At 73.2% G+C, this 11821-nt stretch carries 10 protein-coding genes; 4 read left to right on the forward strand and 6 right to left on the reverse strand.

The features are described 5' to 3' along the window. Both ABEA24_RS24010 and ABEA24_RS24015 read right to left on the reverse strand, forming a co-directional pair. Complete coding sequence (locus ABEA24_RS24010; RefSeq protein WP_345433253.1) at nt 1–1560, reverse strand: hydantoinase/oxoprolinase N-terminal domain-containing protein; 1560 nt, start codon at nt 1558–1560, stop codon at nt 1–3. After that, nucleotides 1547–2644: an S-methyl thiohydantoin desulfurase family protein gene (locus ABEA24_RS24015; RefSeq protein ID WP_345433254.1), complete on the reverse strand. Its 1098-nt coding sequence runs from the start codon at nt 2642–2644 to the stop codon at nt 1547–1549. Before ABEA24_RS24015 ends, ABEA24_RS24010 begins: the two co-directional genes overlap by 14 nt. 89 nt (nt 2645–2733) lie before the next feature. On the opposite strand from ABEA24_RS24015, the gene ABEA24_RS24020 reads away from it, so the two are divergent. After that, nucleotides 2734–4194 (forward strand): PucR family transcriptional regulator, encoded by a 1461-nt coding sequence (locus tag ABEA24_RS24020; RefSeq protein ID WP_345433255.1) that lies wholly within the window; start codon nt 2734–2736, stop codon nt 4192–4194. Nucleotides 4195–4400: 206 nt separating this feature from the next. On the opposite strand, the gene ABEA24_RS24025 is transcribed toward ABEA24_RS24020, so the two are convergent. Next, nucleotides 4401–4811, reverse strand: coding sequence for a hypothetical protein (locus tag ABEA24_RS24025; RefSeq protein ID WP_345433256.1), 411 nt, complete (start codon nt 4809–4811; stop codon nt 4401–4403). A gap of 1 nt (nt 4812) precedes the next feature. Between ABEA24_RS24025 and ABEA24_RS24030 the strand changes: the two genes are divergently transcribed. Next, complete coding sequence (locus ABEA24_RS24030) at nt 4813–5040, forward strand: hypothetical protein (RefSeq protein WP_345433257.1); 228 nt, start codon at nt 4813–4815, stop codon at nt 5038–5040. A 31-nt stretch (nt 5041–5071) separates the two neighbouring features. Here the strand turns inward: ABEA24_RS24030 and ABEA24_RS24035 are convergent, their stop codons facing one another. The 3 genes from ABEA24_RS24035 to ABEA24_RS24045 all read right to left on the reverse strand — a co-directional run bounded on the left by ABEA24_RS24035 (nt 5072) and on the right by ABEA24_RS24045 (nt 7632). After that, complete coding sequence (locus ABEA24_RS24035; RefSeq protein ID WP_345433258.1) at nt 5072–6127, reverse strand: alpha/beta hydrolase; 1056 nt, start codon at nt 6125–6127, stop codon at nt 5072–5074. Between the two features lie 240 nt (nt 6128–6367). Further along, a complete protein-coding gene (locus ABEA24_RS24040) occupies nt 6368–6970 on the reverse strand; it encodes an ATP-dependent Clp protease proteolytic subunit (RefSeq protein WP_345433340.1) in 603 nt (200 codons plus the stop codon). A 44-nt stretch (nt 6971–7014) separates the two neighbouring features. After that, on the reverse strand, nt 7015–7632 hold the full coding sequence (locus ABEA24_RS24045) for a ClpP family protease (RefSeq protein WP_345433259.1): 618 nt from the start codon (nt 7630–7632) through the stop codon (nt 7015–7017). Between the two features lie 127 nt (nt 7633–7759). Here ABEA24_RS24045 and ABEA24_RS24050 point away from each other — a divergent pair, with 127 nt between their 5' ends. Both ABEA24_RS24050 and ABEA24_RS24055 read left to right on the forward strand, forming a co-directional pair. Beyond that, nucleotides 7760–8050, forward strand: a complete 291-nt coding sequence (locus tag ABEA24_RS24050) for a type II toxin-antitoxin system Phd/YefM family antitoxin (RefSeq protein WP_345433260.1) — start codon at nt 7760–7762, stop codon at nt 8048–8050. Between the two features lie 239 nt (nt 8051–8289). Then, nucleotides 8290–11817, forward strand: coding sequence for an AAA family ATPase (locus ABEA24_RS24055; protein WP_345433261.1), 3528 nt, complete (start codon nt 8290–8292; stop codon nt 11815–11817). Nucleotides 11818–11821: the final 4 nt, after the last annotated feature.

Genomic DNA, 11821 nt, shown 5'->3' on the forward strand with positions numbered 1-11821 from the left:
CTAGATGGTGCCGAGTGGGCCGGCGGCCTTGACGCGGAGTCGCAGCGCGGGTTCGGGCAGGTAGCTCATCGGAACCTCGGTGATCTCCACCACCTCGGTCGTGGCCGGGTCGGCACCGGCCTGTACGGCGCGGCGACGGGCGTCCTCCGACGCGGCCTCGATGGCCTCACGGCGGCCGTCCCCGGCCGGGATGATGGTCTCGAGCGTGCCGCTGACCAGGGCGATCGCGGCGCCGACGGCGTTCGCGACGTCCCCGTGGTCCGGGCGGACCACCTCGGCGACGCCGGGCAGCCCGTCGGGGACCAGGAACGCCCCGCCGCCCACGACGATCAGTGGCCGGTCGGTCTTGCCGAGCGTCATGCGGTCGACCGCGTCGGCGAGCATCGCGTCGGCGGTGTCCAGCGCGGCGGTCAGGAGGCCGCGCAGCCGGTCGGGGACCGCCGCCCCGTCCAGGTCGGCCCGGCCGGCCAGCACGCCCGCGTCGGTCAGCGTCGGGGTGCTGCCGCCGAAGGCGTACGCCTCGCGGGTGATCCGGTAGCCGACCGACCGCGGGCCGACCGCTCCGTCGGGACCGACGACGGTGCCGCCGCCGAGGGCCAGGGCGAGGATGTCCGGCATCCGGAAGTTGGTCCGTACGCCGCCGATCTCCACCCCGGCGGCGGACTCGCGGGGGAACCCGGCGGACAGCACGCCGAAGTCGGTGGAGGTGCCGCCGACGTCGGCGACGATCGCGTCGGTGAGGCCGGACAGGAACGCCGCCCCGCGGATGGAGTTGGCCGGTCCGGAGCCGATCGTCAGCACCGGATAGCGCGCGGCGTAGTCGATCGCCATGAGGGTGCCGTCGTTCTGGGCGAAGTAGGTCGTGGCGTCGAGGCCGCGTTCGGCGAGCGTCGCGTGCAGGCCGTCCCGTACGCCGCCGATGACCTGGTAGAGGGCCGCGTTGAGGACCGTGGCGTTCTCCCGCTCCAGCAGGCCGAGCGTGCCGATCTCGTGGCTCATCGAGATCGGGACCTCCTCGCCGAGCTCGGCCCGGACGATCGCCGCCGCCTCGCGCTCCTGGTCGCCGAAGGCCGGGCTGAACACGCCGGTCAACGCGACGGCGTCGGCCTTGCCCGCGACGCGTCCGAGGAAGGCGCGCAGGGCCCCGGTGTCCAGCGCCGAGATCGGCGTGCCGTCCACGTAGTGGCCGCCGGGCAGGACGGCCGCGTCCGCGGTGACCGCCGCCGACAGGTCCGCCGGCCAGGACTGCAGCGGGGGCACCGAGGTCGTCGCCGGGCCACCGAGCCGGATCGCCGCCACGCGGCCGAGGCCCCGGCGTTCCAGGATGGCGTTCGTGGCGTGGGTGGTGCCGAGCATGACGCGGCCGACTCGCCGGACGTCGTCGCCGAGCGCGTCCAGCACGGCGGTCAGCGCCGACTGCAGGCCCGAGGTGACGTCGGCGCTGGTCGGCTGCTTCGTACGGGCCAGTACCCGGCCCTCGGCGCTCAGCACGACCGCGTCGGTGTTGGTCCCGCCGACGTCGATGCCGATGCGGAGGTCGTCGGTCCTACGGTCGGACATGGGTGAGCTCCTCCACGGGCGTGTAGTCGATGTCGTAGCCGAACACCCGGGGGCCGGCCGTCGCCAGCCCGCGCTCGGTCCGCCAGATCGGGTCGCACGGCCAGGACAGGACCGCCACCCGCTGCCCGTACCGCAGCGACTCGGTGGAGATGGCGTCGGCGGTCTGCGCGTCCACCACGGTGATCAGGTCGGGGACCGAGGCGCGGAGCCGGCCGTCCTCCAGCGCGATGAGGTTCTCGTTCTGGATCTCCACGCGGAGGAGCCGGCCGCGGTCGTCGCCGGTGCCCTCGATGATCAGGCTGCCCCGGACGAACCCGCCGCCGGTCCGCCGCTCCACGTCGATGACCTTGCCGTTGATCAGAACGGTCGCGTCGAGTGCCTCGCGCAGCGCGTTCAGGGGCTCGGCGCTGTTCAGCACGGCCGCGCCGATCGCGAGCGCGGCGCTCACCGTGCCCTCGATGACGGAGCCACGCGCCTCCTCGCCGGTCAGCACGTAGTCGGCCATCAGCGCCGACGCGCCGCACGCCACGCATACGGCGCGCGCGATGCGCTCGGCCCACAGGCCGTCGACGGGCCGGATCGTCGTGAGGTTGCCCTGCACGTCGGCGAGGACGACGACGTTCACCGGCCGGCCGGCGACGTACATCGCGACCATCTGCACCTCGGGAAAGGCCCGGCCCATCCCGTCCGCGTCGACCAGCGGCAGGCCCAGCCGCGCCGCCCAGGCGACGGGGGACACGCCGTTCGAGCCGCCGATCTCCGAGGACATCACCGCCGCGACCGGACGGCCGAAGAGGCGCTCGACCTCGTCCCGGATCAGGACGGGTTCCTCGCCGCTCATCAGCATCTCGTGGCCGACGGTCGGCGCGCCGATCCCGGACAGCGGCAGGATCAGCCCGTCCGGAGGCACGTCCGCGAGCGGGACGACCGGCACCTCGCCGAACTCGGCGATCGCCTTGGCCGCCTTCAGGACTCCCGTCTCGACATGTCCGCCGCCTCCGGTGCCCAGGATCGCGCAGCCGCGGGCCAGCGCCGGGAGATCGTCCAGCGTCATCCGGCCGACCGCCGGACGTGTCTTCTGCATATAGGCAGAATTACCGATCGGCTGACCTGCCCGGAAGGAACCCCGACACAAGATTCCCGTTCGGTTTGGGTTACTGGCACAATCCCGGCATGCCGTACGTCGCGGATCTTCTGCGGTCCGGGTCCCGCATTCCGTTCACGCTGCTGGCCGGACCGCCGGACGCCGCCCCGCTCACGTTCGTCACCGCCGTCGAGAGTCTGGACGGGGTCCGGCGAGCCCCGACGGGCGCTCTCGTGGTCGTCACCGGCCGCGCCTCCTCGTACGCCGACGGCTATCAGACGGACATCGCGATCCGCACCGCGGCCGAACGCCGCGTGCACGCGCTGGTCCTCATCGGCGGCGGCCCGCTGCCCGTCACCGCGACCCGCCTGGCCGCCCGGGCGAACCTCGCGGTCCTGTCGGCGGACGAGGACCGCGACGTCGCCGAGATCGTGCTCTACCTCGGGCAGGTGATCAGGGGCGACGCCGCGGACTCCCTCGCCCGGGCGCGGGCCGCGCTCGACGTGCTCCGCGAGCCGGTGGCCGGTGAATCGCCGGTGGATCTCCTGGACCGGGTCGGTGACGTCCTCGGCCGCACGCTCACGATGACCGACGACGCGTCCGGGCCGGAGGGCGGCGAGCCGATCCGGGTGGCGGGACGGCGGCACGGCGCCGTGACCGGCCCGGCCGACGACGCGGTGCGCCTCGTCCTGCCCGCCGTCGCCGCCGCGATCGGCCGGATCAAGGAGAGCGCCCTCGAACGCGCGACCGCGCCGGGGCAGACCCGCTCGGACATCCTCACCGAGCTCATCGTCGCCGAACGCGCCCAGGCCGGACTGCTCGCCGACCGGGCCCGGCTGCTCGGCCTGGCCGTCGACGACGTGCACACGGTCATCTGGATCACGCCGGGCAGGCCGGCCGGTACGGACCCGGCCGAGCTGGCGGAGCGGCGCCGCCTCTTCGACACCCTCACGCTCCACGCGCACCAGACCCGGCATCCGACTGGTGAGTCGTGGAACCTCGCCCGGCTCGCCGCCGACATCCTGCTGGTCGGCACCGCCAGGACCGAGATCCGCGAGCTGCGCTGCCGGCAGATGATCGACTCCATGCGGGCCGCCGTGGCCGACGAGCATCCCGGCCTCACCGCGAGCTTCGGCATCGGCACCTCTCAGCGTGGCATCGACGGACTGCGCCAGTCGGCCATGGAGGCCCGTGCCGCGGCGGCGATCGCGGCCCGCTCCCCGGAACGGGTCCACGCGTTCGACGCCACCGGGATCAACCGTGTCCTCGCCGGCATCGCCGGCTCACCGCTCAGCCGCCGGGTGATCGACGACCTGCTCGGCCCGGTCGACGCGCTCGGCCCCGCTCGGGCCGCAGAGGCGATTGCGACGCTGGGCGCCTACCTCGACGCGCGCGGCTCGCTCAAGGCGGCCGCTGCCCGGCTCCGGCTGCACCCCAACGCGGTCAACTACCGGATCAAGAAGATCACCGAAAGGCTCGGCGCCGACCTGTCCGACCCGGACACCGCCTTCGCCCTCCACCTCGCCTGCAGAGTCCGCCTCCGCGACTGACGCCCCGGGCTCAGTACGGGCGCCGGCGATCACGGTGGTCATTCTGGCGAGCGGGCTGCGGCGAGGAGGGTCTCGCCCGCGGAGGTACGGGTGTAGAGGACGTATCGGCCGGTTCGGTAGGAGCTGACCGCTTCCTGGTCGCCCTGGTCTCCGCGCCGGTCGCGATCGGGGTCGACGCGGCCACGTACGTGTGGTCGGCGGTGTGCCTACTGCGCATCCGGCGGCCCGAGCCGCGACCCGGCCACGCGGGCCCCACGGCGCTGCGGCAGGAGATTCGCGAGGGCGTCCGCTTCGTGGCCGGCCACCCGGTGCTGCGGTCCGTCGCCCTCGCGGGGGCCTGCACCAACCTCGCGATCCAGCTCTGCCAGACCATGCTGCCCGTCGAGTTCGTCCGCCTCGGCCTGCCGGGCGGCGCCATCGGCCTGTTCTTCGCGCTGAGCGGCGTCGGCGTCCTGCTCGGCTCCTTGTCCGCCCGCCCGCTCGCCCGCCGTTTCGGGCCCGGCCGGGTGCTGTGGCTGATGGGTCTGGCCATCGCGCCGTTCGGGGTCCTCATCGCGCTCGTCGACCGGGGCGTGGCTGGTCACGACCTTCAAGGTCGGCATCGACAACGTGATCAAGGTGAGCTTCCGGCAGGCCGTCACGCCGGACCGGCTGCTGGGCCGGATGAACGCCACCATGCGGTTCGTGCTGACCGGCGCGCTGGCGCTCGGGGCGGCCCTGGCCGGCCTGCTGGGGGAGTTCGTCGGCATACGGGCGGCGCTGTGGGCCGGTGCGGCGCTCTTCGCCACAGTGTGGGTGCCGATCTTCTTCTCACCGCTGCGGACGAGGAAGGATCTGCCCGCCTGACCCAGGGGGTGTCCGGTTCGCGCCTGCGTCGTCAGGCCGCCTCGTCCAGGGCCTCTTCGAAGATCTCGTCGACGGCTTCGGCGAGCTCTTCCAGGGCCTCGTCGGCGGCGTCGACGCGGGAGCGCACGAACCTGGCGGCCTCGGCCATCGCCGACCCGGCCTCGGGGAGGATCCGGTTGAAGAACTGGAAGACGTGCATCTGGCCGGGCCAGACCTGAAGATCGCAGGACGTGCCGGCCTCGGTGAGGGCCTCGGCCAGCCGTTCGGAGTCGGCGCGCAGCGCCTCGACGCCGCCGACCTGGACGAGGAACGGCGGCAGGTCGAGACCGGCGAGGTCGAGCAGGGACAGGCGCGGGTCCGACCAGTCCTCGTCGCCGACGTAGAGCCGGCCGAAGTGCTGGGCCAGTTCGGGGCTGATGAAGGGGTCCCGGCATTCCCGGTCGCCCAGCGCCGACAGCTCACAGGTGAGGTCCACCCACGGCGAGAACAGCACGACGCCGGCCGGGGACGGCAGGCCGAGGCGGCACGCCTCGCCGACGACGGCCGCTGCCAGGTGGCCACCGGAGGAGTCGCCCACGACGACGATCTTGGAGGACGGAATGCCCTGGTCGAGCAGCCACCGGTACGCGTCGAGGCCGTCCTCGAAGGCGGCGGGGAACGGGTGCTCGGGGGCGAGGCGGTACTCGGGCACCAGGACGGGCAGTCCGGTGTCGGCCGCGAGCCGGCCGGTGATCGCGCGGTGGGTGCTCGGCGAGCCGGAGGCGAACCCTCCGCCGTGCAGGTACAGGATGGCGCCGTCCCCGGGTTCGGCCGGAAGGACCCATTCGCCGGGAAGCAGATCGACCGATTCGTCCGCGAGGTCGTCCAGCTCGACGATGGTCACGGTCGGATCGGGGCGCAGCAGGCGGGCGCCGGTGTCGAGCGCGGCGCGCAGCAGGGACAGGGCGTAACGCTCCGGCAGGCGGTCGGCGATCGGCCGGAAGCCGAGGCGCAGGGCGCCCGCCAGGGCCACTGCCGGCCGGCTCGAGCCGGTGACGCCCGCGGGGGCCGCCTGAGTCCTGCTGGAGATCACTTCGAACACCACCATCGATCTGGATCACACCGATGATTGGATAGTGCCTCCGCGAGCAGGCCCCCGGTTAGGCCTGATCTACCCGCATGCGTACCTGTCCGGCGTACGTAGGTAGTGGGCGCCGGGCGCGCCCCCGAGGCCTCCTCGGACGGACGAGCCGGACGCCCGCGCGGCTTTCCCGCGCGGACGGGCCGAACGCCCCCGTGGCCTCCTCGCCCTCCCCGCCGGATCGGGGAGGGCTCGGCGGCGGGCGGGTCAACCGGGCTTGCGGCTGGTGATGATCTCGTCGATCAGGCCGTACTCCCGGGCCTCCTCCGCGGTGAGGTAGCGGTCCCGCTCGATGTCGGCGCGGACCTGCTCGACCGGGCGGCCGGAGTGCCGGGCCAGGATGGCCTCCATCTGCTCGCGCAGCCGGATGATCTCCCGGGCCTGGATCTCCATGTCGCTGGTCTGGCCGTAGCCGCCCTCGGTGCTCGGCTGGTGGATGAGGATGCGCGCGTGGGGCAGGGCGGCGCGCTTGCCGGTGGCCCCGGCGGCCAGCAGTACGGCGGCGGCCGAGGCGGCCTGCCCGATGCAGGTCGTCTCGATCTCCGGCTTGATGAACTGCATCGTGTCGTAGATCGCCGTCATGGCGGTGAGGGAGCCGCCGGGGGAGTTGATGTAGAGGCTGATGACCCGGTCCGGGTCCATGCCCTCCAGGGCGATCAGCTGCGCGATGACGTCGTTGGCGAGGGTGTCGTCGATGGGCGCGCCGACGAAGACGATCCGCTCCTCGAACAGCTTGTTGTACGGGTTGCTCTCCTTCATCCCGTACGAGGTGCGCTCGACGTAGGACGGTAGGACGTACCGCCCGGTCATGGGGCTGATCAAGGGGCCGGTCACGGGGCCGGTGATGGGGCTGTTCACGGGGCGACACCTCCGGCCTCGAGCGCGCTGGTGACGACGTGGTCGATGAGGCCGTAGTCGCGGGCCTCCTCGGGGCTGAAGTAGCGGTCGCGGTCGGCGTCGTGCTCGATCTGCTCGTACGGCCGCCCGGTGTGCTCTGCGATGAGCTGCAGGAACCGGTGCTTCATGTGCACGCTCTGCTCGGCCTGGATGCGGACGTCCGAGGCCGTGCCCCGGATACCGCCGGACGGCTGGTGCATCATGATCCGCGTATTGCGCAGGGCGTAGCGCTTGCCGCGGGCGCCCGCGGTGAGCAGGAACTGCCCGGCCGAGGCGGCCATGCCGAGGGCGACCGTCGAGACGTCGTTCGGCAGGTACTTCATCACGTCGTACATGGCGAACATCGCGTCCATCGACCCGCCCGGCGAGTTGATGAGGATCTTGATGTCGCGCTCCGCGTCCTCGGCCGCGAGGAGCAGGAGCTGGGAGCACACGCGGTTGGCCAGGTCGTCGTCGATCTCCGAGCCGATGAAGACGATGCGCTGCCCGAGCAACCGCTGGAAGAGCTGCTCGGAGTGGAGGTCCTTGGGCAGCTCGGTGACCCGGGCGCGCGGTTCGAGAGTCGGAAAGTCCATCTGCGCCTCCTCGTTGCCACGCGTGTCCGCCACGCGTGGCCGTGTCCACGTACCGGCGCGCTTCCGCCCACGCCCCGGCGAATTCTGTACAGAATAGCAAGAACGTACAGAATGATAGAATCGCTGTATGACACGAGAGGTCCCAGTGACGCAGGCCCGGGCCGAACTCGCGGAGCTCGTCAACCGTGTCGGGTACACCGGCGAGCGGATCGTCCTGACCCGGCACGGCAGGCCGCTCGCGGCGCTGGTCCCGGTCGAGGACCTCGAGGCGCTCGAGCGCCGGCCCGCGGAGATCGGCTTCACCCTGCCGTTGCCCGCCGAGCAGGACCCGGAGCAGCCCAAGCACCCGGCCGGTCCGCTGCGCATCGCGGCCGAGCACCGCGACCCGGGCCCGGGCCGCCCCGGCTGGAAACGCTGACCCGGCCCGTCCGCCGGAGCCCGGCTGGAAGTACTGACCGGGCGCGTTCGTCCGAGCCCGGTTGGAAGCGTTGACCCGGCCCGTCCGCCCGGCCCGGAGAACGTCGACACGGCAGGGGCCGCCCGGCGGCGCCCGCCGGTGACATCGACCTGGCAGGAGCCGTTTCGGGGGAGAACGCCGACCCGGCAGGGCCTGTCGATGGCTGCGACCCCCCTCCGGCGGGTCGTAAGGTCTACGTCGTGAGCCCCCCACGCCTACCGGAACACCTCGAACTGCTGCTGACCGATGAGCCGGTCCTCGACGTGTACGCGCACGGCCCCTGGCGTGTGCCCGACGGGTTGTACGACGAGGTCCGCGAGCGCGCCCGCGCGTTCGACGCCGACGAGCGCGCCAGAGCGCTGACCGGCGGGCTCAGCGACTTCTACGCCCAGAACACCTCCGCGGCGGGTGCGGAGCTGTGGTCGCTGCTGACCTTCCTGCTCGGCGCGTCGGCGATCCGCGCGGGTTCGCGCGGCGACGTCGACTACGAGCTGCTGGCGCAGTTCCTGGCCAAGCCCGAGCCGCCGGTGCGCGATCCGATCGCCTGGTTCAGCCAGGGCGGCCGGTTGCGGCCGCCCGGCCTGTGGCTGGTGGAGAACGCCGGCGACGACGTCGAGCTGCGGGAGACGATGTTCGCCCTCGCCCGCGAGTCCCTCGACGTGTTCGCCGGCATCACGCCGCTGGAGGAGCGCGGCCGGGCCCTGATCGCGATCTTCGACCGGCACGCGGAGGACCCGGAGCTGCGGGCCCGCGACCTGACGACGCCGCACGGCGACCTGGAGCGGGTGTGGGCGTCCGACCTGTCGGACGACGCCCTGTCCGTGCTGCCCGAGCTGGCGGGCCCCACGGCGTACCTCGCGTGGGCGTGCTCGGGCTGGATCGCCGCGCATGAGCGCCTGCTCGCGGCGGCTCCCGGCGGGGATCCCCTCGTCACCGCGCTGGCCCGGCTGCTGCTGCAGGCCGACGCGGCCGCCGCGCCCGCCGACCTCGCCTTCGCCGTCGGGATCGAGCGCTACGAGAGCGTGCAGGAGCGGTTCCAGCAGCTGCGCGAGGGCTTCCGCGCCGAGTCGTGGCAGGCGGAGGTGCGTTCCTGGCTGGCCCGTGGCGTCGTCGCGGGAGAGGCGGACGCCTGCCGCGCCTGGCTGGACATGGCACTGCGGATCACCGGGTGCGCGCAGGGGCTGCCCGACAGCGCGGTGAGCCCCAAGAGCCGGCTGCCGGTCCGCGGGTTCCAGACGGACCTGCGCCGCCTGTTCCGCGCCCGTACGATCGTCAACCCGCTCACCGCCGCGTTCGCCGGCACGCCGCCCGCGGAGGAGGCACGCGCCGCCCAGGTGACGGAGGAGGCCGGCGCCGACCTCGTCGGCCAGCCCGAGCTGGTCACCGCGCTCGCCGACGTCCTGCGCACCGGCACGTCCCCGCGGCCGGTCCGCGTCCTGCTCAGCGGGCCGGAGGCGACGGGGAAGGGCACGGCCGTCCGCCTGATCGAGCAGACCCTCACCGAGCGCGGGGACGTCCGCGAGGCCGTCTGGGTCTCCGACCAGGTGTTCGCCAACCTCCACGTCAGCGACACGATCCTCTACCTCCTCGCCCGCGTCCGCGAGTGCCTCGAGGGACGGCTGCTCGTCATCGAGGGACTGGACCGCATCCTCGCCCTGGAGCACTGCGGTGCCGCGTTCGCCGAGGAGCTGCGCCGCGTCCTCGAACGCCACCAGAAGCTGCACGTCGTCGCGGCGTGCCGTACGGGCGGCGACGGGCGGATCTTCGACGCCAACCCGGCGCTGCACCAGCACTTCCGGGTCGCCCGCACGCGTGAGTTCGGCGAGGACGACTACACGGAGCTGTTCCGGCGCGCCGTCGCCCGGCGCGGCCTGACCGCCGCCCGGGAGACGGCGGCCACCGCCGGGCTCCTGCTCTCCCGCACCCCGCCGCTGCTGAACCTCCGCGGCGCGCGCCTCGTGGAGTACCTCGCCGAGCAGTGCGTGGCCGCGGTCACCGCACGCGGGGAGACGGAGGTCGCCGTCGCGGACCTGCCGCAGCGGGTCATCCCCGGCGGCGCTGCCGACGCCGACCCGATGGCCGAGCTCGACGCGTGCGTCGGCCTGAAGTCGGTGAAGAACGAGGTGCGCCTGCTCGTCGCCGAGGCGGAGGCGGCCCGGATGCGCCGCGAGGCGGGCATGCCGGTCGCCGGCCGGCCACGGCACCTGGTCTTCACCGGCAACTCCGGCACCGGCAAGTCCAAGGTGGCGCGGATCCTCGGCCGGATCTACGCCGACCTCGGCGTGCTGTCCTCGGGACACCTCGTCGAGGTCGACCGCTCCGACCTCGTCGGCGAGTACGTCAGCGAGAGCGGCCCCCGCGTCCGCCGCGCGGTCGAGCGCGCGCACGGCGGCGTGCTGGCCATCAACGACGCGCACAACCTCATGCCGGGCGAGTCACCGCGCAACCGCGAGGCGATCGACGTCCTCCTCGCGTGCGTGCAGTCCCACCCGGACGACCTCATCGTCGTCCTGTGCGGCCCCGACGGCGCGATGAACGGCCTGCTCAAGAGCGACTCGGAGCTGGCGGCGTTCTTCCCCAAGCAGCTGCGGTTCCCCGACCTCACCGAGGACGAGCTCATCGAGATCTTCCAGGCGAAGGCCACCGACGCGGGCTTCGCGCTGCGTGAGGGCGTGCTCGACAAGGTCCGCGACCTCGTCCACGCCGGGGCCCGCGACCGCGCCGCCGGGAACGCCCGCCTGATGATCAACCTGCTGGACCGCGCCGTCGCCATGCAGTCGCGGCGCGTCCTCGACGACGGGGTGCTCACCGACGACGAGTCCCTCGACGAGATCTTCGCCGAGGACATCCCCGGCACGCTGGCCGCCGGCGGCCACATCGACCTGCCCGGCGACCCGCTCGCCGAGATCGAACGGCTCATCGGCCTGGACGCCGTCAAGCAGGAGGTGCGCCTGCTCGTCGCGGAGGCCAAGGCCGAGCAGCTCCGCCGCGACGCCGGCATCCCCATCGCCTCGCCCACCCGGCACATGGTCTTCACCGGCAATCCCGGAACGGCCAAGACCACGATGGCCCGCCTCCTCGCCGCCGTGTACGCCAAGCTGGGACTCCTGTCGTCCGGGCATCTGGTCGAGGTGTCCCGCCCCGACCTCGTCGGCGAGTACGTCGGGCAGACCGCGCCGAAGGTCCGCGCGGCGGTGGAGCGGGCCCTTGGCGGCGTGCTGTTCATCGACGAGGCGTACGCCCTGACGCCCGCCGACTCGGGCCGCGACTACGGCCACGAGGCGATCGCCGAGCTGCTCAAGCTGATGGAGGAGCACCGCGCCGACCTCGTCGTCATCGTCGCCGGGTACGAAGGGCCGATGCTGCGGTTCCTGGAGTTCAACCCGGGCCTGGCCTCACGGTTCCCGACCGTCCTGCGGTTCCCCGACTACACCGACGACGAGCTCGTCGCCATCTTCGAGGTGATGGCGGCCGACGCGGGCTTCCAGGTCGCCGAGGGCGTGCTCGACGCCGTACGCCGTCGGCTGCGCGCGGCGGCCCGCGGAGAGTCGTTCGGCAACGCCCGGCTCATGCGCAACCTCCTCGACCGGGCGATCGCCCTGCAGGCGCAGCGCATCACCGGCCAGGAGGTCACGGACCGCGACGAGATCCGGCTGCTCCGCCTGGAGGACCTCCCGGAGAGCGACGCCCCCGCCGACCGCGACGAGCGCCTCGGCCACTACCTGTGACCGA

The organism is Actinoallomurus vinaceus (assembly GCF_039542055.1).
Lineage (GTDB): Bacteria > Actinomycetota > Actinomycetes > Streptosporangiales > Streptosporangiaceae > Actinoallomurus > Actinoallomurus vinaceus.